Raw genomic sequence first — 18,625 nt, forward strand, 5'->3', positions numbered from 1 at the left:
GGTGCGTCCAACGCACCGAACGCCACATTGGGGCGCATCCCGGGCCGCCGTAACCTCGGACGCGCGACGCTAGTTCCGGTACCGGAACAGGATCCGCCCTCGCGCGAGGTCGTACGGGCTCAGCTCCACCAGCACCCGGTCGAACGGAAGGATCTTGATGTAGTTCTTCCGGATCTTGCCGCTGATGTGCGCGAGCACCTTGTGCCCGTTCTCCAGTTCCACCCGGAAAGTGGCGTTGCGCAGGCACTCGACGACGGTGCCCTCCACTTCGATACCGCCCGCGGTCTTCGCCATCAGCGCAACACCAGCTCGAGGTTGCTGCCGGTCCGCCGCGCGCCGACGCTGTCGAACAGGGCCGTCGCCGCCGCGTTCGTCTCGCTCACTTCCGCCGACGCCGTCTCGATTCCGGCGTCGTGCAGTGCACCGAGCACATGCGTCAGCAGCGCGCGGCCGATTCCCCGGCGCTGTTCGGCCGCGCGGACCGCGACCAGGCCGATCCGGGGCTGCCGGGTCACCGGCGCGAGCCGGAGGAAACCCACGTACTCGTCGCCGTTCGCCGCGATCGTGTACTTCGACGGGTCCAGAGCCGGAATCCGCGGCAGCACCTCGGCCGGCATTTCGTGCCAGCCGACGCCGGCCTCGACTTCGGCGCGGATCGCGCGGTCCAGCTCGCGCAGCCGCTCGATGTCCGCCTCGCGGCCGGGGACGATCGTCACGGCGGAGGGCGCCGCCGGGGCCGTGGGGACGAGGTATTCCCATTCCCGGCGCCGGATCGCGAATCCGGCTCGCCGCCAACGGGACGTCAGCTCGACGTCGTCTTCACCGACCACTGTGGACAGTGGCCTCGGCAGGGCCGGGAGCATGACGCCGGCGAGCCGGTCGAAGACCGCGTCGTGCCACACGTCGATGCTCAGGAAGAGCCGTCCGTCGGGCCGGGGAGAAGCTTCGCCGCGGCCGACCACGCGGTCGTCGTCCAGAGCGTGCCATTGCCGCTCCGCGACCCGCGTGACCACCACGGTGGGTTGTCCAGGTTTCATGGGTGTCGCCTTTCGGGAGTGCTTGCCGAGCGCTCCCGGCGACCCCTACGTCAGCCGCCCGACCGTGACGACGGCAGGGAGCACCCAGATCGGGTAAGCGTTCATGGGTGTCACCTCCCAAGGTCGGGTCACGGTCCACGGCAAGTTATCAGCCGCCGCCCGGCTTGCCCAGCGATTAACCGAGCCGGGCCGTCAGCTCCTCGAGCCCCTGCCGTACGGCGATCATGCTCCGCAGCGTCGTGTAGCCGACGTCCCGGTTGACGCGGAGCATGTGCGCGTTGTCCTCCCCCGTCGTGGTGCTGATCCGGGCCACCGCCGGCCGTTCCGCGACCAGCCACCGGGTCAGGTGCCCCTTGACGCAGCGGCCCAGGCCGTGTCCCCGGTGCCCGGCCAGGACGGCGGTGTCCCGCTGGTAGGCCCAGTCGGGCCGGCGCGGGTGCAGGCACACTTCGGTGAACCCGGCGACGTCGCCGCTCGCGTCGTGGACGGCGGCCACGACCCGCTGCTCGATGCCCTGGGCCCGGAAATCCGCTTCGGCGGCGCGGACCCGGCCGACCGTCCACTCCGGCCACCGGAACTCCGACTCGCCGAGCGGAGCGTCGTGGATCGCCCCGCGCGCCCGGGCGTAGGACGCGACGACGTCCTCCGGCGCGGCGCCGATCCAGGACCGCAAGCGGTATCCCCCGGGCACCGGGACGTCCCACCGCGCCGGGTCGGCTTCGGCGACGACCAGCGCCTGCCGGGCGGTCGCGCGGACCGGCCGGAAACCCCGCGCCTCGGCCCACCGCTGACCGGCGGTGCCGGCGACCACCTGCCAGCCTTCCACGGTCCGGCGATCCCGCGCCCGCAGCTCCGGCACCACCGCCCGCAGCAGCGCCGTGCCGATCCCCGCACCACGCTCGTCCGGGTGCACGGTGATGCCGGTCAGCGCGATCCCGCTGTTCTCGTCCGCGAGGAAGTGGACCTCGGCGAGGGCGACCAGCCGCTGCCCGCGGCGGGCGACCCAGTGCGCGGCCGGGCCCATGCCGGGCAACGGCTCGGTCAGCCGTCCGATCACTTCGGCGAGCGGGAGCCCCGGTTCACCGGGCCGGTCGGCGGCTTCGCTCGCCGCCACCACCGCGTGGTAGCCCGCGAACTCCGTCTCCGTCGCCCGTCGCGGGTCGAACCGCTCGATGCGCGCACTGTTCGTCACGGCCTGTTCCTCCCCCTCGCCCGGTCCCCAAAGTACCGCCCCCGGACCGATCAGGAATCGAGAAGCGCCGGTCAGCGGCCCGGACCTAGCGTTACCGGCATGACGAACATCGAAGCCATCACCCTCGAAGTCACCGACCCCGCCGCCGCGGAGCGCTTCTACGCCAACGCCTTCGGCCTCGGCAGCCAGCTGCGCTTCCGGGCTTCGGACGAGCCGACCACCGGCTTCCGCGGGTTCACCCTCTCCCTCACCGTGCCGCAGCCCGCCGACGTCGACTCCCTGATCGCGACCGCTCTGGAAGCCGGGGCCACGACCATCAAGCCCGCCACCAAGTCCATGTGGGGCTACGGCGGCACCGTCCGGGCGCCGGACGGGACGATCTGGAAGCTCGCGACCTCCGCCAAGAAGAACACCGGCCCGGCGACCCGCGAGATCGACGCCGTCGTCCTGCTGCTGGGCGTCGCCGATGTGGCCGCCAGCAAGAAGTTCTACGTCGAGCACGGCCTGACCGTCGGCAAGAGCTTCGGCCGCATGTACGTCGAGTTCGACGCCGGTTCGAGCCCCGTCAAGCTGGCGCTGTACCGGCACAAGGCGCTCGCCAAGGACGCCGGTGTCTCCCCCGACGGCTCCGGCTCGCACCGGATCGCGGTCGCCGGCGCGAGCGAGCCGTTCACCGACCCGGACGGGTTCGCCTGGGAGACCACCGCGGCCGCGACGCTGTCCTGATCACCCGCGCAGCAGGTCGGCGACGGCGGCGATGGCGGGCTCGATCGCGTGCCGCGGGGTGTCGCCGAAACCGAGGACCAGCCGCGAGGGCCTCGGCCCCGGCGCCTGGTGCAGCGGGGCGAGGCCGTAGAGCCCGACGCCCCGCTGCCGGGCCTGCTCGATCACCCGCGCCTCGTCCGTCCCCGCCGGCAGGTGCAGGACCGCGTGGAAACCGGCGGCGAGCCCGGTGACGCGGAGGCCGGGGGCGTGCGCGGCCAGCGCGTCGACGAGCGTCCGGCGCCGGGCGGCGTACTCGGCGCGGACGCGGCGCAAGTGCCGGTCGTAGCGTCCGGATTCGATGAGCAGGGCGAGCGCCAGCTGGTCGAGGCCCGGGCTCCCGCGGTCGCTCACGAGCTTGTCGCGCGCCACCGCGGGAAGCAGCCGGTCGGGCGCCACCAGCCAGCCCAGGCGCAGGGCGGGCGCGAGCGACTTGCTGACCGTGCCGAGCGAGACGACGTGGTCGGGGCCGAGGCCCTGCACCGAGCCGACCGGGTCGCGGTCGTACCGGAACTCCGCGTCGTAGTCGTCTTCGATGACGACGCCGTCACGCCGGCGCGCCCACTCGAGCAGTTCCCGGCGGCGGTGCCCGGCGAGCACAACCCCCGTCGGCCACTGGTGGGCCGGGGTCACGAGCACGGCACGCGCCCCGCTGCCGTCGAGCGCGGCGACGTCGAGGCCGTCCTCGTCGACCGGGACCGGCACCGTGGACAGGCCCGCGGCGTTCGCCTGCTCGGCCGTCGAGCGGACGGCGCCGGGGTCCTCGACGGCCAGGGTGCCGATGCCGCCGGCGGCGAGCGCCCGCAGCACCAGGCCGAGGGCCTGCGCCATCCCGGTGCAGACGACTACGTGCTCGGCCGTGGCCGCGACCGCCCGCACCCGCCGCAGGTAGGCCGCCAGCACCTCGCGCACCTGCCGGTCGCCCGCCGGGTCGCCGTAGTCGAAGGCGGTGTTGGGCGCGGTGCGGCAGACCTCGCGGACGGCCCACGCCCAGTCCTCGCGCGGGGCCAGGCGGAGATCGGGGACGCCGTGGCGGAAGTCGGCGATCGCGGGCCGCGGCGGGGACGGCGTGCTCGCCTGGGTTGGCGTCGCCCGGCGAGCGACCGCGGCCACGCGCGTGGCCGATCCGGGACGGCTGGTCAGGTAGCCCTCGGCCTGCAGCTGGGCGTAGCAGTCCTGCACCAGGCCGCGGGACAGGCCGAGGGCGCGGGCGAGCTCGCGCGACGACGGCAGCCGCTCCCCGCCCGCCAGGCGGCCGCCGCAGATCGCGTCGCGCAGCTGCTCCTCCAGCTGTGCGCGGAGCCCGGCGCCGCTCTCGCGGTCGATCGTGAACAGCAGCTCCGGACCCGAACCGGCCCACTCCACAGCCATGGAACTGGACCTTACCGGTGATCCGGTTCGCTCTTAGCGTTCTCGCCATGACCGTTGACCTGCAGCTCCGGCCCCGGCTGGTGTCCCGTGCCCTGGCGGTGCGCTTCGTCTCGATCGTCGGCTCGGCGATCGGCTTCTTCCTGCCGCTCTCGGTGGTGCCCCTGCTGGCGAAGGACGCCGGCTCGGAGACCGGGGCCGGGCTGACGACGGTCGCGTTGCTGCTGGCCACGGTGGCCGCCGAGCTGGTGACGCCGAGGCTCGTCGCCCGGGTCGGCTACCGGTGGGCGCTGGCCGCGGGGCTGATCCTGCTCGGCGCGCCGGCGCTGGTCCTGCCCTTCAGCTCCGACCTCGGCGTGATCGTCGCCGTCAACGTCGTACGCGGCATCGGGTACGCGATCGCCGTCGTGGCCGGTGGCGCCGTCACCGCCCTGCTGATCCCGGCGGAGCGGCGGGGCGAGGGTCTCGCGCTCGTCGGGATGGTCGGCGGGATCCCGAGCCTGCTCGCGTTGCCGGCGGGGGTGTGGGCGGCGGCGAACTGGGGGTACACCCCCGTGTTCGTGGTGACGGCGGTGGTCACCCTGCTGGCCTTGGTGTCCGTGCCCGGCCTGCCGCGGCACGCCGCCACACCGCGGGACGACGGCGGGCACGGGGTGTTCGCCGGCCTGCGCAATCCCATGGTGAGGCGGCCCGCGACGCTGTTCGCGGTGTCGACCGCCGCGGTCGGCGTCCTGGTCACCTTCCTGCCGCTGGCCGCCGCGGAGCAGCCGGCGTGGGTCGCCGCGAGCGCGTTGCTCGCCCAGCCCGCGGCGGCCACCGCGACCCGCTGGATCGCCGGGCGGCTCGGCGACCGCCACGGCCCCGCCCGGCTGCTGGTCCCCGGGCTGGTGCCGGCCGCCGCGGGGATGGCGGCCATCGCGTGGACCGGCACGCCCGCCGCGGTGATCGGCGGGGCACTCGTGTTCGGCGCCGGGTTCGGCGTCCTGCAGAACGCGACGCTGACGCTGATGTACGCCCGGGTGCCCGCCGGCGGCGAGAGCGCGGTGAGCGCGATCTGGAACGCGGCCTACGACCTCGGCATGGCGGCCGGCGCGCTGGGCGCCGGGCTGCTCGCCGGCCCGGCCGGGTACCCGGCGACCTTCGCCGTCACCGCCGTGCTGATGCTGCCCGCTCTCCTGCTCGCACGGCGTCCCTGACCGGGTTCCGGCAGACTTTCCGGGGTGCCCGAACTCCCCGAAGCCGAACTCGCCCGCCAGGTCCTCGCCGGCGCGCTCGGCCGGGAGATCCGGGACGTCGACGACCACGACGACTGGGTCTGCCGTCCGCACGCCCCCGGGGACATCGCCGCCGCGTTGCGGGGCGGGCGGCTGACCGAAGCGCACCGGCGGGGCAAGACGCTGTGGTGTGAAACGGAAGTCGGCGACGGGCGGCCCGGCCCGAACCTCGGGGTGCACCTCGGGATGGCGGGGCAGCTGCGGTTCGCGGGCGCGAGCGGGCCGCCGGGGCGGCATCGCGACCGGGACGAGAAACCCGAGTGGTTCCGGTTCGGGATCACCTTCGCCGACGGCGAACAGCTGCGCCTGTTCGACACCCGCCGGCTCAGCCGGGTCCGGCTCGACCCCGATCTCGACGCGCTCGGCCCCGACGCGGGGGAGGTTTCGCGCCGCGAGTTCCGCGACCGCGTCGGCCGCGGGCGGGCACCGGTGAAGGCGCGGCTGCTGGACCAGTCCGTGGTGGCCGGCATCGGCAACCTGCTGGCCGACGAAACCCTCTGGCAGGCGGCGCTGAACCCGGCGCGCCCGGTCCACGAACTGGACGGCGACGACCTGGCGAACCTGCACAAGGCGCTGCGGAAGTCGTTGCGCGCGGCGATCGAGCACGGTGGCGTGCACACCGGCGAGATCATCGGCCACCGCCGCGCGGGCGGCCACTGCCCGCGGTGCGGCGCCGGGATGGTCCACGGCACCGTCGGCGGCCGGTCGACCTGGTGGTGCCCGGAGGAGCAGGTCTAGCGCGGGCCGGACCGCATCCTGGCGGACGGTTTTTGTCGGTGCCATTCGGTAGCGTCGCGGACATGGCAACACTGGTCACCTTCCACGCCCACCCGGACGACGAATGTCTCCGCACCGCGGGCGTCATGCGCAAGGCCGTCGAGGACGGGCACCGGGTCGTGCTCGTCGTCGCCACCAAGGGCGAGGTCGGCGAAGTGCCTGAAGGCTTTCTCGCCGAAGGCGAAAAACTGGCGGACAGGCGCGTCCAGGAGTCGTACGCGGCCGCGGAGATCCTCGGCGTCGAACGCGTCGAGTTCCTCGGCTACCGCGACTCCGGGATGATGGGCGAGCCGACGAACGACGACCCGGCCTGCTTCTGGCGCGCCGACGTCGAAAAGGCCGCCGAGCAGCTCGCGGCGATCCTGCGCGAGGAGTCGGCCGACGTCCTGACGGTCTACGACGACAACGGCGACTACGGCCACCCGGACCACATCCAGGTCCACCGCGTCGGCGTCCGGGCCGCCGAGCTGGCCGGCACCGCCCGCGTCTTCCAGGCGACGTTCAACCGCGAGTTCATGCAACGCGGCTTCGAAGCGGCGGTCGAGCAGGGCCTGATCCCGCCGGAAGCCGCGCCGAAGCCGCCGGAGAACGTCGAGTTCGGCAAACCGGAAGCGGAGATCACGGCGGCGGTGGACGTGGCGAAGTACGCGGACGTCAAACGCGCGGCGATGCGGGCACACCCGAGCCAGATCAGCGAGGACATGTTCATGCTGGCCATGCCGGACGAGGCGTTCACGTTCGCCTTCGGCACGGAGTGGTTCATCCGCACGGGCCAAGGCCCAGGAATAACGGAGACAGACCTGATGGCCGGCCTCTAACCCGTGATGCCCCTCCAATCACACGAGCCGACCCTCCAATCACGCGAGCCGACCCTCCAATCACGCGAGCCGACCCTCCGGGCACGCGAGCCGGTCCGGTAACACCGCATTCGGGTGACCAGACCCGTGACCCGCGTGATCAGGCGCGTATCTCGCGTGATTGGCTGGGCATCAGGCGAGCGCGGCGGTCACGTCCAGCTCGACCAGCTGGCCCGGGTACCCGAGCCGGGCGACGCCGAGCAGGGTGCTCGCCGAGGTGAACGCCGCTCCGATCGCCGACTTCGCCAGGCGGTCCCACACCGCCGAGAGCACCTCGCGGTCGTCGGTGGCCACGTAGATCACCGTGCGCACCACGTCGGACGGCGTCGCGCCCGCGAACGCCAGCGCGGCCGCCGTGTTGGCGACGACCTGGTCGGTCTGGGCGAGGACGTCGCCGTCGACGACCGAGCCGTCCTCGGTGAGCGGGCACTGGCCGGCCAGGTACAGCGTGCGGCCCGGCGAGGCCACCGTCACGTGGTGGTAGCCCGGCGGGGTGTGCAGCCCGGGCGGGTTCTGCCGTTCAATGGTCACGGCTCCATCCTCACCGGCCGGGCAAGCGAAATCCCCAGGGAGAGCACGTGCGCAGGACCATCGACTGGGCGGACGGCGCGATCGTCATCATCGACCAGACCGCGCTGCCCGCGGAGTACCGGCTGCTGGAGCTGCGGACCGTCGGCGAGCTCGTCGACGCCGTCAAGCGGCTCGCCGTCCGTGGCGCTCCCGCGCTGGGAGCCGCCGGGGCGCTCGGGGTCGCGCTGGCCGCGCGGCACGGCGGCGACGTCGAAGCCGATGCCGAGCTGATCGCCCACGCCCGGCCGACCGCGGTGAACCTGGCCTGGGGCGTCGGACGCGCGCTGGCGAAGCTCCCCCAAGGCCCGGACGCCGTGCTCGCGGAAGCCCTCGCCCTGCTCACCGAAGACGAAGAACTCAACAAGACGGCGTCACGCCACGCCGCCGAGATCGTGCTCGCCGAGTGCCCGCGGCGGCCGCTCCGGCTGCTCAGCCACTGCAACGCCGGGCGGCTCGCGACCGTCGGCTGGGGCAGCGCGCTCGGCGTCGTCTGGCACCTGCACGAACGCGGGCTCGTCGGAGAGGTCCTCGTCGACGAGACGCGCCCGCTGCTCCAGGGTGCCCGGCTGACGGCATGGGAGCTGGCGCGCGCGAACGTCCCCTACCGCGTCCAGCCCGACGGCGCGGCCGCCGCCGCGATGGCGCGCGGGCTCGTCGACTGCGTGCTCGTCGGCGCCGACCGGATCGCCGCCAACGGCGACGTCGCCAACAAGATCGGCACCTACGGCCTGGCGATCGCCGCGAAGCACCACGGCGTGCCGTTCGTCGTGGTCGCCCCTTCGTCCACAGTGGACAGGCAGCTCGCGGACGGCGCGGGCATCGCCATCGAGGAACGCGACGCCCGCGAGCTCACCGAGTACGGCGGGGTGCCGGTCACGCCGCCGGACGCGCGGGTCTTCAACCCCGCGTTCGACGTCACCCCGGCAGAGCTGATCACGGCCGTGGTCACCGAGCACGGCCGCTTCACCCCCTAAGGACGAGGGCCGATCTCGCGGCCGCCGTCGGTCACCGTGATCGCCATCGCCGGGCACGAATCCGCCGCGTCGAGCACGGTCTCGTCGGCGTCCACCGACGGGTTCACCGGGTGCGCGACCGCGCCGTCCAGCACGAACACCTCCGGCAGCAGCGCGGCGCACATGCCCGAGCCGATGCAGGTGTGCTCGTCGATCTCCACGTGCCAGCTCATCGTCACCATCCGATCGGCATCGACCGCGGTCCGCGGACGATCATCTGCGTCTTCCACACGATATCGCCGGCGAGGCGCAGCTCGGGCATTTCGGTGACCAACGCGCGCAGCGCCTCCTGCAGTTCGAGCCGGGCCAGCGGCGCGCCCAGGCAGTGGTGGACGCCGTGGCCGAAGCCGAGGTGGTGGTTCTCGGGGCGGTCGAAGCGCAGCTTGTCCGCGTCGCCGAACTGCAGCCCGTCGCGGTTCGCCGCGCCGACGGCGACCAGCACCGGCTCACCCGCCCGCACCAGCACGTCGCCGACCTCGACGTCTTCGGTGGCGTACCGCGGGAAGGCCGCGCCGGCCCCCAGCGGCACGAACCGCAGCAGCTCCTCGACCGCCGCCGGGACCAGGTCCGGGTCGGCGCACAGCCGCTCCCACTGCTCGTGCTGGTCCAGCAGCGCGTAGACGAAGTTCGGGATCTGGCTCGCGGTGGTCTCGTGCCCGGCGACGAGGATGCCGACGCACAGGTCGACCAGCTCCAGCTCGGTGAGCCGGTCGCGGACGTCGCGGGCTTCGATCAGCGCCGTCATCAGGTCGTCCTGGGGCCGGACGCGACGCTCGGCGATCAGGCCGCGCATGTAGTCACGGAGTTCTTCGCGGTTGCGCTCGAACTCCCCGGGCGTCAGCCCGCTGGTGGTCAGCGCCGCATCGCTCCAGACGCGGAACTTCGGCCGGTCGGCGACCGGGACGCCGAGCAGCTCGCAGATCACCGCGACCGGGATCGGCAACGCGTAGGCGTCGACGAGGTCGGCGGGCGGGCCGGCCGCCTTCATGCCGGCGATCAGCTCCGACGCGAGGGCGGCGACGCGCGGCCGGAGCTGCTCGACGCGCCGCATGGTGAACGCCTTCGCGACCAGCGTCCGCAGCCGCGTGTGGTCCGGCGGGTCCATCTGCAGGATGCCGCCGTCCTGCATCACGGGCGAGAGGCGCGGCGCGTCCTTTTCCTTCTCCATGGCCCGCGAAAACCGGCGGTCGCCCAGCACCAGCCGGGCGTCGGCGTAGCGCGCGGCCAGCCACGCCGGCTCGCCGTAGGTCATCTTCACCCGCACCATGCCCTCGGCTTCGCGGGCGGCCGCGTAGGCCTCGTCGAGGTCGAGCCCCGCATCCTCGTTGAAGGGATACGCGAGTGCTTCGGCAGTCATGGGAACCCCCCGTGCTCCAGATTTGTAAGCAGCCGCTTACAACGCTACACAGCGATCAAGCTCACGTCGAGCGCCGCGTTGATCACCGATGGTCACGGCCGTAACGGAAAGTTTCCGTCCGGATGTCACGGTGAGCCATTGCCGTGTCACGAAGACCTAGGTTACGGTGACCTAGGTGTGGATCGAGATCCTCTTGCTGTCGAAGCTGGCCGTCGAGCCGAGGCACGGTTACGAACTGCGCAAGGCCGTGGAGGCCTCGACGGGCCACACCTTGTCGAACAACTCGCTCTACCCGACGCTGCGGCGCTTCGTCGACGCGGGCGCGGTGAGCCGCAGCGCGGAGGAACAGGAGGCCAAACCGCCGCGGCACGTCTACACGATCACCGACGTCGGGCGGGAACTGCTGCACGACATGCTCGCCGACTTCCCGGCCGACCTGGCGCTCAACGAAACCGAGTTCCTGGCCCGCGTCGGGAACTTCGCCTGGCTGCGCGAGGACGAACGGGCACGCATCCTCGACACTCGCGAGCGGGCGCTGACCGCCGAGCACGCGCGGCTCACCGGGCTGGCCGCGGGGCAGGCCGACCCGTGGAGCCGGGCCGCGCTGCGGCACGTCCTGGGGAAGTTCGACGCCGAGCTCCGCTGGCTCGCCGACCTGAAAACCGACCCGAGAGAAGGCGCATGACCACCACCGAAGAAACGCCTCGTCTCCCCTTCGCCCGCGCGAACGCGCTGGCGATCGCCCCGGACTACGAAGTCCTCCGGCGGCAGGCGCCGGTGAGCCGCGTGCTGACGCCCGCCGGCGACCCCGCGTGGCTCATCACGACGTACGAGGAAGCCAAGGAGGTCTTCCGCGACCGCCGTTTCGGGCGCTCGCACCCGAAGCCGGAAGAGGCGTCGCGGATCTCCTTCGCCGCGGTGCAGAACGGCCCGAGCGGCGACTTCGAAACCGAAGAGCGGGAACACAAGCGGATGCGCCGGATGCTCGCGCCCGCCTTCTCCGCGCCCCGCATGCGCGCGCTCGGCGACCGCATCGCGGAGCTGACCGACCGCTGCCTGGACGACCTGCAGGCCGCCCGCGACGCGAACCCCGGCGAGCCCGTCGACCTGACCGACTTCCTCGCGTTCCCCTTGCCGGTACTGGTGATCTGCGAGCTGCTCGGCGTGCCGTACGCCGACCGCGAGCACTTCCGCGGGCTGTCCGAGCGGATCGCGAAAATGGACGGCGGCGAGGACGCCCAGGCCGCGATGACCGAGTTCAAGGCCTACATGACGAAGCTCGCCGACGCCAAGCGCGCCGATCCGCGGCCCGACGTCATCTCCGACATGGTCGCCGTCCAGGCCGACGACCCGGACTTCACCGACGACGACCTCGCCCGGATGGGCGCCGGCCTCCTGTTCGCCGGGCACGAGACGACGTCCACGCGCATCGCGATGGGCACGTTGTTCCTGCTCAGCGACCCCGCCCGCCGCGACCGGTTCGCCGCCGACCCCGAGGGCCGGGTGAACCAGACGGTCGAGGAGATCCTGCGGCTGACGGCCACCAGCGGCACCGGCCTGCTGCGGTACGCCCACGAAGACGTCGAGATCGCCGGGACGCGGATCATGCGCGGCGACGCGGTGCTCATCGCCGTCGACGCGGCCAACCGCGACACGTCGGTGTTCGCCGACCCCGACGAGTTCGCCCCGGACCGGACGCCGAACGTGCACCTCGCCTTCGGCAGCGGCGCGCACGTCTGCATCGGCGCCAACCTCGCCCGCACCGAGCTGCGGACGGTGTTCCCCAAGCTGTTCAGCCGCTTCCCCGGCCTGCGGCTGGCGGTCGGGATCGACGAGATCCCGGTCCGCAAGAACCGCGTCGCCGGCGGCGTCGAGCGCGTTCCCGTGGAGTGGTGAGCCGTGGCGATCACCGTCGACACGAGCAGCTGCGTCTCGTCCGGACAGTGCGTCCTGCTGGCGCCGCACACGTTCGACCAGGACGAGGAGGACGGCACGGTCGTCCTCCTCACCGACGAGCCCGCCGCGGGTGAAGAGGACGCCGTCCGGCAGGCGGAGCTGAGCTGCCCCGCCGCCGCGATCCGGGTCACCGGCTGAGCCGCCGCGCTCCGGCCCGGCCGGGCGGTTAACCTTCACCGGTGACCGAACAGCCGGGCCGGAAGCGCGACGCGGCCGCGACGCGCCAGGCCCTGCTGGACGCCGGCGCGAAGCTGTTCGCCGAACGCGGCTTCGACCGGACGACCGTGCGGGACATCGCCGACCTGGCCGGGGCCAACCAATCGCTGCTGTTCCGCTACTTCGGCAGCAAGGAAGCGCTGTTCGAAGAGGTGATCGCCCGCAGCGGGCGGGAGCACCTCGAAAGCCACCCGCCGGAGCGGCTGCTCAGCGCTTCGCTGCGCAGCATGCTCGAGCCCGGGGGCGACCGGAACCGGACGCTGGAGACGTACCTGCGCTCGTCGGGCAGCGGCGACGTCGGGGCCGTGCTCCGCGAGGAGATCGGTGACGAGTACGCGCGGATCCTGGCCACGCTGACCGACGCCCCGGACGCCGAGCTGCGCGCCGACCTCGCGCTGGCCTGGCTGATGGGCATCGGGGTGGTCCGCGAGATCACCGGCAAGCAGCCCCTGGCCGGCGCCGACCCCGACGAAATCGTCCGGCTCGTCCTCACCGCCGTCCGGACGCTGCTCGAGCGCGCCGAATAGTCACGGCAGGGCCCGCCGCAGCAGTTCCGCCAGGTGCACCGGCTCGCGGCCCGACTCCTGGGCGATCTGCGTCCGGCAGCTGAAGCCGTCCGAAACCACCACCGTGTCCGGCGAAGCCGCGCGGATCGCGGGGAGCATCCGGTCCTCGGCCACGGCCTTCGAGACGTCGTAGTGACCGCGCTCGAAACCGAAGTTGCCGGCCAGGCCGCAACAGCCCGAGTCCAGCGTGGTGTTCCGGACGCCCGCGGCCGCCAGCGCGGACTCGTCGGCGCCGAAGCCCAGGACGGCGTGCTGGTGGCAGTGCACCTGCGTGATCGCGTCGACGTCGAGGTCCGCGAACGGGACGGGCGCCCGGGACAGCAGTTCGGCGAACGTGAACGTCCGCGACGCCAGCAGCTCGGCACGCGCGTCGCCCGGCATGAGCGCGGGCAGGTCGCCGCGGAACAACGCCGTGCAGCTCGGTTCGAGGCCCGCCACCTCGTACCCGTCGGCCAGGTACGGCGCCAGTACGTCGAGGGTCCGGTCCAGGACCCGGCGCGCGACGCCGAGCTGGCCCGTCGACACCCACGTCAGTCCACAGCAGACTCCGCGGTCCGGCAGGACCACGTCGTAGCCGGCGGCGGTCAGCACCTCGTGGGCGGCCTCCAGCACCGACGGCGTGAGGTAGTTGTTGAACGAATCCGGCCACAGCACCACGCGGCGCTCGCCCGAGGCCCGGCGCCGCAGGTCCGCCCGTGACGTCGTGAACGGCGAGGGCGCGAACTCCGGCAGCGCGCGCTCCGGGGCGATCCCGCCGAGGCGTTTGAGCAGCGACGCGGCTTTCGACCGAGCGACGGCGTTGGCCAGCCGGGGCAGCCGCGCACTGACGCGCAGCCACAGCGGCAGCCAGCCCATCGAGTAGTGCGACGCCGGGCGCAGCCGCCGCCGGTAGTGCTGGTGGAGGAACTCGGCCTTGTAGGTCGCCATGTCGACATCGACCGGGCAGTCGGACAGGCAGCCCTTGCAGGACAAACAGAGATCCAATGCCTCATGGACCTCCGACGAGCGCCAGCCGTCCTTGATCACCTCGCCATTGAGCATCTCGGCGAGCAGGTGCGCGCGTCCCCTCGTCGAGTGCTTCTCTTCGCGGGTGGCCCGGTAGCTCGGGCACATCACGCCGCCGCCGCTGGTGTTGCGGCACTTCCCGACGCCGACGCAGCGCCGCATCGCCTGCCCGAAACTCCCCCGGTCCTCGGGATAGCCGAGCACGGTGATGTCCTCAATGGACAGTGGCGCGGGGCGGACCCGCAGGTTCGCGTCGACCGGCCGCGGCGCCACCAGGATGCCGGGGTTCATCCGACCGGCGGGGTCGAAGATCGCCTTGAACCGCGCGAAGACGGCCAGCATTTCCGGGCTGTACATGCGGGACAGCAGCTCGGACCGCGCCTGGCCGTCGCCGTGCTCGCCGGACAGCGACCCGCCGTGCGCCGCGACGAGGTCCGCGGCCTCCTCGAGGAACCGCCGGAACCCGGCGATCCCTCGCGGCGACAGCAGGTCGAAGTCCAGCCGCAGGTGCAGACAGCCCTCGCCGTAGTGTCCGTAGACGACGCTGCGGCGGCCGTGCGCGCGCATGAGGTCCTTGAACTCGCGCAGGTACGCGCCGAGCCGCTCCGGCGGGACGGCGGCGTCCTCCCAGCCGGGCCACGCCTCCGAGCCGTCGGCGAGCCGGGTCGCGAGCCCGGCGCCTTCCTCGCGGATGCGCCACAACCGGCGTTGCGCGGCCGGGTCGTCGAGGACCGTGAAGCCGGTGAGATCGAGCGACGCGGCCAGCGCGCGAGCCCGCTCCGCCGGATCGTCCCCGGCCAGTTCGACGAACAGCCAGGCCCCGCCCGGCGGCAGGTCGCCGGCCCGGCCGGGGAGCATCGCGACGAGCTCGGCGTCCACGCCTTCGACGGTCAGCGGCGACCACGGCAGGATCTCCGGCACCGCGTCGGCGGCGGCGATGTCGGACGGGAACCCCAGCACGGCGAGCACCCGGCGCTCCGGCAGCTCGGCCAGCGCGACCGTGGCCTCCAGGACGGTCACGCACGTGCCCTCGCTGCCGACGAGGGCCTTGGCGACGTCGAAACCGTTCTCCGGCAACAGGTGTTCGAGCCCGTAGCCGGAGACGCGGCGTGGCCAGGTCGAGAGTTCCTTGCGCAGCAACGCCAGGTTGTCCCGCACCAGCGCGCGCAGCTCGTCGAAGATCGGGCCTTCCGTGGGTTCGTCCGGGCCGACCCGCAGCCGCGTGCCGTCGTAGAGCAGGATGTCCAGGGAGCGGACGACGTCGGCGGTGCGGCCCCACGCCACCGAGTGCGAGCCGCAGGCGTTGTTGCCGATCATCCCGCCGAGCGTGCAGCGGCTGTGCGTCGAGGGGTCCGGGCCGAACCGCAGCCCGTGCGGGGCCGCGACCGTCTGGAGGTCGTCCAGGACCGTGCCGGGCAGCACCCGCGCGAGCCGTGCCTCCGGGTCCAGCTCGAGGACGCCGCCGAGGTGTCTCGAGGTGTCGATCACCAGCCCGGGCCCGCAGGCGTTCCCAGCGACGCTCGTACCGCCGCCGCGCGCGATCACCGGCAGGTCGCGCGCGCGGGCCTCGGCGACCGCGGCGACGACGTCGCCGACGGTCCGGGGCAGCACCACGCCACGGGGCACGTGACGGTAGTTGGAGGCGTCGGTGGTGTACAGCGCGAGCGTGGCGGCGTCGGTGAGGATCTCCACGTCCCCATTCAAGACGATCGGTGGGACGATCCGCTGCGTGACGATCGACCTGCACACCCACAGCACCGCCTCCGACGGGACGACACCGCCCGCGGAGCTCCCCCGGCTGGCCGCCCTCGCCGGGCTGATGGTGATCGCCGTGACCGACCACGACACGTTCGCCGGGCTGGCTTCGGCGACCCAGGCGGCGGACGGCGTCGAGGTCGTGCCCGGCGTGGAGATCTCGTGCCGCCTCGACGACGCCGAGGTGCACCTGCTCGGCTACTTCGTCGATCCGGGGCACGCGCCGCTGGCGGCCGAGCTGGAGCTGATCCGCACCGACCGGACCCGCCGCGCGGTCCGCATGGTGGAACGCTGCCGCGAGCTGGGCGCCCCCGATCACGCTGTCGCAGGTGGAGGCGATAGCGGCCGGCGCACCGCTGGGCCGCCCGCACGTGGCGGCGGCGCTGGTGGCGTCGGGTGTGACCGACAACGCATTCACCCCGGACTGGATCGCCGACGGCGGCCGAGCCGACGTGCCGAAGCACGTGCTGGCCACGACGGAGGCGATCGCCCTGGTCCGCGCGGCCGGCGGCACGGCGGTGCTGGCCCACCCACGGTCGGTGAAGCGCCGGGCGGAGGTCACGGACGCCCAGCTGGCCCGCCTCGCCGAAGCGGGGCTCGCCGGCGTCGAGGCGGAGCACCCGGAGCAGCCGGCGGAGGTCCGGCAGCGGCTGCGCTCGGTGGCCGCGGAGCTGGGTCTGGCCGTCACCGGCTCGAGCGACTTCCACGGCGACCGCAAGCCGGTCCGCCTCGGCGAGTTCACGACGGACCCGGAGGTGCTGGCGGCCCTCCGCGACCAGGCGGGACGCTGAGGGTAGCGGCCGCGAGCCGCTGCCCCGGCTCGGCTCCGGGCCAGACCCGAGCCGACCCGGGGCCCTGCCTCGTAGCCCCCGCTCAAGCGCCCCAATGTGGCGTTGGTTGCGTCCAACGCACCGAACGCCACATTGGGTGCGCTGAACGCACCGAACGCCACATTGGGGCGCTGGGGACCTAGCCTGCCGAGGCGCCGAGCCGCCGCTCGACCAGGGCCGATGCCTCCGCCAGCGGAGTGGTCCCGTGGGCGGAAGCCGCCGCGAGGAGGTCCGCCACCGTCCGCTCGATCGCCTCCACCCGGGCCAGCGCCGCGTCGTGGCTCAGGCCGTCCGCCTCCCGCGAAAGCGTGTACACGATCCCGCCCGCGCTGGCCACGTAGTCCGGGATCCACAGCACGCCCCGCGCGGCCAGCTCAGCCGCCACCTCATCACCGGTGAGCTGGTTGTTCGCCGGCCCGACCACCACCGGTGTGTCGAGCCGGGCCACCGTCGACGGGCTCAGCACCCCGCCGACCGCGGCCGGGATCACCACGTCGGCCGTCAAGGTGAGTGCTTTCTCCGGCTCCACCCAGGTCAGTCCGCTGCTCTCGGCCTCCGCTCGCTTCGCCGGGTCGATGTCGGAAACGACGACGTCGGCGCCCGCCGCCCTCAAATGAGCAGCCAGGTGGCCGCCGACCGCGCCGTAGCCGCTGATCACCGCCCGGCGGCCCGTCATGTCCGCCGTGCCGAACACCGCGCGCAACGCCGCCAGCACGCCGGCCGCCGTCGGGCCGCTGGACGAGCCCGTGCCGCCCGCCGGCTCGGGGGTGCAGAACGCGAACGGCGACACCTCGCGGAACACCAGCATGTCGGCCGGCCCGGTGCCGATGTCCGGGCCGGCGAGGTAGGCGCCGCCGAACTCGGCGATCAGGTCCGCGTGGTCCAGGAGGACGTCCCGGCGCTCGGACGGCGTCAGCGCACGCTCCGGCGCGATGACGCTCTTACCGCCTCCGTACGCCAACCCCGCGACGGCACACTTCGCCGTCATCGCGGCGGACAGGCGGAGGGCGTCCGCCACGGCCTCGTCGAGACCGGCGTACGGCTTGAAGCGGCAGCCGCCGACGGCGGGGCCGAGGGCGGTCGAATGGATCGCGATCATCGTGGTGATGCCGGAACGCCGGCCACGACGGGCCACGAGCTGCTCATGTGCGGTCATGCCCGCCGAAGTTAGAGTGAACGTCGAAGAATCCCACAATCCGCCGAACGAAATTCGGTTCCGATACGGAGGTCCCGGTGCTGGACGAACTTGATTCGGCGATCGTGCGCCTGCTGCAGGAGGACGCGCGGCAGACCAACCGGGACATCGCCCGCAAGGTCGGCATCGCGCCGTCGACGTGCCTCGAACGCATCCGGCTGCTCCGCGAACGCGGCGTCATCCGCGGCTACCACGCCGACGTCGACCTCGCGAGCCTCAACCGCGGCGTCCGGGCGCTCGTCACGGCGCAGGTGCGGCCGCTGAGCCGGGCGGTGATCGATTCCTTCCAGCGCTCGATCGCCGAACTGCCGGAAGTGCTTTCGGTGTACGTCACGGCGGGAAACGACGATTTCCTGATCGAAGTGACCACGCCCGACATCGACGCGCTGCACGCTTTCCTGACCGACCGGCTCGCATTGCGCCGCGAGATCGTCGGGTTCCGGACGTCGATCGTTTTCCGCCACCTGCGCAAGACGACGCTTGAACCGCTTTCCTAGGGGTACTCGGGGGGTTCCCCGGAGCGGCACGACACGCCACCCCTACGTGTACCCCCGAAATACCCGGGTTCGCACGCTAGGAGGCGGAAACTGTCGGTGGTGGGGCGTCTAATGAGCACAACGGGAAGGAGGCGCCGCCATGATCACCGAATTGAACCATCGTGAGCGGGCCACGTTGAGAGCCGTGGCCGGGGGCCAGGCCGAGATCAGCTGCAGCTGCGAGCCCGACCTGTTCATCGACGGCCTGAGCTGCTGCGACCAGACGACCGCGCACCGGCTCGCGCGGCTCGGCCTGATCGCCCCCGCCCGGCCGGGCAAGTGCGGCGAGCGCGTGCCCGCCCTGCTCACCGAGGCCGGCACGCAGGCACTGGGCGAGGTCCTCGCCGTCGCGGCGTAAA

The 18,625-nt window shown here is 73.0% G+C and carries 21 protein-coding genes and 1 pseudogene; 13 read left to right on the forward strand and 9 right to left on the reverse strand.

Annotated features, from left to right (window positions below):
* Positions 1 to 69: 69 nt before the first annotated feature.
* From infA to AB0G28_RS42685, 3 genes are all read right to left on the reverse strand, one after another.
* On the reverse strand, positions 70 to 294 hold the full coding sequence (gene infA / locus AB0G28_RS42675) for a translation initiation factor IF-1 (RefSeq protein ID WP_361103310.1): 225 nt from the start codon (positions 292 to 294) through the stop codon (positions 70 to 72).
* Positions 294 to 1,037, reverse strand: coding sequence for a GNAT family N-acetyltransferase (locus tag AB0G28_RS42680; RefSeq protein WP_361103312.1), 744 nt, complete (start codon positions 1,035 to 1,037; stop codon positions 294 to 296). Before AB0G28_RS42680 ends, infA begins: the two co-directional genes overlap by 1 nt.
* Positions 1,038 to 1,212: 175 nt before the next feature.
* Entirely contained in the window at positions 1,213 to 2,229 is a 1,017-nt protein-coding gene (locus AB0G28_RS42685) for a GNAT family N-acetyltransferase (protein WP_361103314.1), read from the reverse strand.
* A gap of 99 nt (positions 2,230 to 2,328) precedes the next feature.
* Here AB0G28_RS42685 and AB0G28_RS42690 point away from each other — a divergent pair, with 99 nt between their 5' ends.
* Entirely contained in the window at positions 2,329 to 2,955 is a 627-nt protein-coding gene (locus AB0G28_RS42690; RefSeq protein WP_361103316.1) for a glyoxalase, read from the forward strand.
* Here AB0G28_RS42690 and AB0G28_RS42695 read toward each other — a convergent pair whose 3' ends face one another.
* Positions 2,956 to 4,362, reverse strand: coding sequence for a PLP-dependent aminotransferase family protein (locus AB0G28_RS42695; RefSeq protein WP_361103318.1), 1,407 nt, complete (start codon positions 4,360 to 4,362; stop codon positions 2,956 to 2,958).
* 47 nt (positions 4,363 to 4,409) lie between these two features.
* Between AB0G28_RS42695 and AB0G28_RS42700 the strand changes: the two genes are divergently transcribed.
* From AB0G28_RS42700 to AB0G28_RS42710, 3 genes are all read left to right on the forward strand, one after another.
* Complete coding sequence (locus AB0G28_RS42700; RefSeq protein WP_361103320.1) at positions 4,410 to 5,555, forward strand: MFS transporter; 1,146 nt, start codon at positions 4,410 to 4,412, stop codon at positions 5,553 to 5,555.
* Positions 5,556 to 5,579: 24 nt separating this feature from the next.
* The gene (locus AB0G28_RS42705) at positions 5,580 to 6,371 is read left to right on the forward strand and encodes a DNA-formamidopyrimidine glycosylase family protein (RefSeq protein ID WP_361103322.1); all 792 of its coding nucleotides are present in this window, start codon (positions 5,580 to 5,582) and stop codon (positions 6,369 to 6,371) included.
* 62 nt (positions 6,372 to 6,433) lie between these two features.
* Positions 6,434 to 7,228, forward strand: coding sequence for a PIG-L family deacetylase (locus AB0G28_RS42710; protein WP_361103324.1), 795 nt, complete (start codon positions 6,434 to 6,436; stop codon positions 7,226 to 7,228).
* A gap of 171 nt (positions 7,229 to 7,399) precedes the next feature.
* On the opposite strand, the gene AB0G28_RS42715 is transcribed toward AB0G28_RS42710, so the two are convergent.
* On the reverse strand, positions 7,400 to 7,798 hold the full coding sequence (locus AB0G28_RS42715) for a RidA family protein (RefSeq protein WP_361103326.1): 399 nt from the start codon (positions 7,796 to 7,798) through the stop codon (positions 7,400 to 7,402).
* Between the two features lie 47 nt (positions 7,799 to 7,845).
* Here AB0G28_RS42715 and mtnA point away from each other — a divergent pair, with 47 nt between their 5' ends.
* Positions 7,846 to 8,811 (forward strand): S-methyl-5-thioribose-1-phosphate isomerase, encoded by a 966-nt coding sequence (gene mtnA / locus AB0G28_RS42720; RefSeq protein ID WP_361103328.1) that lies wholly within the window; start codon positions 7,846 to 7,848, stop codon positions 8,809 to 8,811.
* Here mtnA and AB0G28_RS42725 read toward each other — a convergent pair.
* Together AB0G28_RS42725 and AB0G28_RS42730 are read right to left on the reverse strand one after the other, a co-directional pair.
* Complete coding sequence (locus tag AB0G28_RS42725; RefSeq protein WP_361103330.1) at positions 8,808 to 9,032, reverse strand: ferredoxin; 225 nt, start codon at positions 9,030 to 9,032, stop codon at positions 8,808 to 8,810. The two genes, mtnA and AB0G28_RS42725, sit on opposite strands and share 4 nt — an antisense overlap.
* Positions 9,026 to 10,207 (reverse strand): cytochrome P450, encoded by a 1,182-nt coding sequence (locus AB0G28_RS42730; RefSeq protein WP_361103332.1) that lies wholly within the window; start codon positions 10,205 to 10,207, stop codon positions 9,026 to 9,028. The genes AB0G28_RS42725 and AB0G28_RS42730 overlap by 7 nt, the downstream gene beginning before the upstream one ends.
* A gap of 175 nt (positions 10,208 to 10,382) precedes the next feature.
* Between AB0G28_RS42730 and AB0G28_RS42735 the strand changes: the two genes are divergently transcribed.
* From AB0G28_RS42735 to AB0G28_RS42750, 4 genes are read left to right on the forward strand one after another with little or no spacing between them, the layout of a single operon-like run.
* Positions 10,383 to 10,892 (forward strand): PadR family transcriptional regulator, encoded by a 510-nt coding sequence (locus AB0G28_RS42735; RefSeq protein ID WP_361103334.1) that lies wholly within the window; start codon positions 10,383 to 10,385, stop codon positions 10,890 to 10,892.
* A complete protein-coding gene (locus AB0G28_RS42740) occupies positions 10,889 to 12,103 on the forward strand; it encodes a cytochrome P450 (protein ID WP_361103336.1) in 1,215 nt (404 codons plus the stop codon). The genes AB0G28_RS42735 and AB0G28_RS42740 overlap by 4 nt, the downstream gene beginning before the upstream one ends.
* Positions 12,104 to 12,106: 3 nt before the next feature.
* Positions 12,107 to 12,301 carry a ferredoxin gene (locus AB0G28_RS42745; RefSeq protein ID WP_361103338.1) on the forward strand — a complete coding sequence of 65 codons (195 nt, stop codon included), beginning with the start codon at positions 12,107 to 12,109 and terminating at the stop codon, positions 12,299 to 12,301.
* A gap of 41 nt (positions 12,302 to 12,342) precedes the next feature.
* A complete protein-coding gene (locus AB0G28_RS42750) occupies positions 12,343 to 12,906 on the forward strand; it encodes a TetR family transcriptional regulator (RefSeq protein ID WP_361103340.1) in 564 nt (187 codons plus the stop codon).
* On the opposite strand, the gene AB0G28_RS42755 is transcribed toward AB0G28_RS42750, so the two are convergent.
* Positions 12,907 to 15,642 (reverse strand): FAD-binding and (Fe-S)-binding domain-containing protein, encoded by a 2,736-nt coding sequence (locus AB0G28_RS42755; protein ID WP_361103342.1) that lies wholly within the window; start codon positions 15,640 to 15,642, stop codon positions 12,907 to 12,909. It abuts the gene before it with no gap.
* 37 nt (positions 15,643 to 15,679) lie between these two features.
* Between AB0G28_RS42755 and AB0G28_RS42760 the strand changes: the two are divergent.
* Both AB0G28_RS42760 and AB0G28_RS42765 read left to right on the forward strand, forming a co-directional pair.
* Positions 15,680 to 15,820 (forward strand): annotated as a pseudogene (locus tag AB0G28_RS42760) (PHP domain-containing protein); the annotation flags it as partial.
* Between the two features lie 214 nt (positions 15,821 to 16,034).
* The gene (locus AB0G28_RS42765) at positions 16,035 to 16,496 is read left to right on the forward strand and encodes a hypothetical protein (protein WP_361103383.1); all 462 of its coding nucleotides are present in this window, start codon (positions 16,035 to 16,037) and stop codon (positions 16,494 to 16,496) included.
* A gap of 178 nt (positions 16,497 to 16,674) precedes the next feature.
* On the opposite strand, the gene AB0G28_RS42770 is transcribed toward AB0G28_RS42765, so the two are convergent.
* The gene (locus tag AB0G28_RS42770; RefSeq protein ID WP_361103344.1) at positions 16,675 to 17,691 is read right to left on the reverse strand and encodes a Glu/Leu/Phe/Val dehydrogenase dimerization domain-containing protein; all 1,017 of its coding nucleotides are present in this window, start codon (positions 17,689 to 17,691) and stop codon (positions 16,675 to 16,677) included.
* Between the two features lie 80 nt (positions 17,692 to 17,771).
* On the opposite strand from AB0G28_RS42770, the gene AB0G28_RS42775 reads away from it, so the two are divergent.
* Positions 17,772 to 18,227, forward strand: coding sequence for an Lrp/AsnC family transcriptional regulator (locus AB0G28_RS42775; RefSeq protein ID WP_361103377.1), 456 nt, complete (start codon positions 17,772 to 17,774; stop codon positions 18,225 to 18,227).
* A 139-nt stretch (positions 18,228 to 18,366) separates the two neighbouring features.
* Positions 18,367 to 18,624 carry a hypothetical protein gene (locus tag AB0G28_RS42780; protein ID WP_361103346.1) on the forward strand — a complete coding sequence of 86 codons (258 nt, stop codon included), beginning with the start codon at positions 18,367 to 18,369 and terminating at the stop codon, positions 18,622 to 18,624.
* Position 18,625 lies beyond the last annotated feature (1 nt).

It is taken from the genome of Amycolatopsis sp. NPDC021455 (assembly GCF_040640995.1).
In the GTDB taxonomy this organism is placed as follows: Bacteria; Actinomycetota; Actinomycetes; order Mycobacteriales; family Pseudonocardiaceae; genus Amycolatopsis.

Coding starts and splice junctions, on each gene's coding strand:
- AB0G28_RS42730 (WP_361103332.1), bottom strand. CDS start 10,207: ATGACTGCCGAAGCACTCGCGTATCCCTTCAACGAGGATGCGGGGCTC.
- AB0G28_RS42690 (WP_361103316.1), top strand. CDS start 2,329: ATGACGAACATCGAAGCCATCACCCTCGAAGTCACCGACCCCGCCGCC.
- AB0G28_RS42770 (WP_361103344.1), bottom strand. CDS start 17,691: ATGACCGCACATGAGCAGCTCGTGGCCCGTCGTGGCCGGCGTTCCGGC.
- AB0G28_RS42700 (WP_361103320.1), top strand. CDS start 4,410: ATGACCGTTGACCTGCAGCTCCGGCCCCGGCTGGTGTCCCGTGCCCTG.
- infA (WP_361103310.1), bottom strand. CDS start 294: ATGGCGAAGACCGCGGGCGGTATCGAAGTGGAGGGCACCGTCGTCGAG.
- AB0G28_RS42710 (WP_361103324.1), top strand. CDS start 6,434: ATGGCAACACTGGTCACCTTCCACGCCCACCCGGACGACGAATGTCTC.
- AB0G28_RS42780 (WP_361103346.1), top strand. CDS start 18,367: ATGATCACCGAATTGAACCATCGTGAGCGGGCCACGTTGAGAGCCGTG.
- AB0G28_RS42725 (WP_361103330.1), bottom strand. CDS start 9,032: ATGGTGACGATGAGCTGGCACGTGGAGATCGACGAGCACACCTGCATC.
- AB0G28_RS42740 (WP_361103336.1), top strand. CDS start 10,889: ATGACCACCACCGAAGAAACGCCTCGTCTCCCCTTCGCCCGCGCGAAC.
- AB0G28_RS42695 (WP_361103318.1), bottom strand. CDS start 4,362: ATGGCTGTGGAGTGGGCCGGTTCGGGTCCGGAGCTGCTGTTCACGATC.
- AB0G28_RS42680 (WP_361103312.1), bottom strand. CDS start 1,037: ATGAAACCTGGACAACCCACCGTGGTGGTCACGCGGGTCGCGGAGCGG.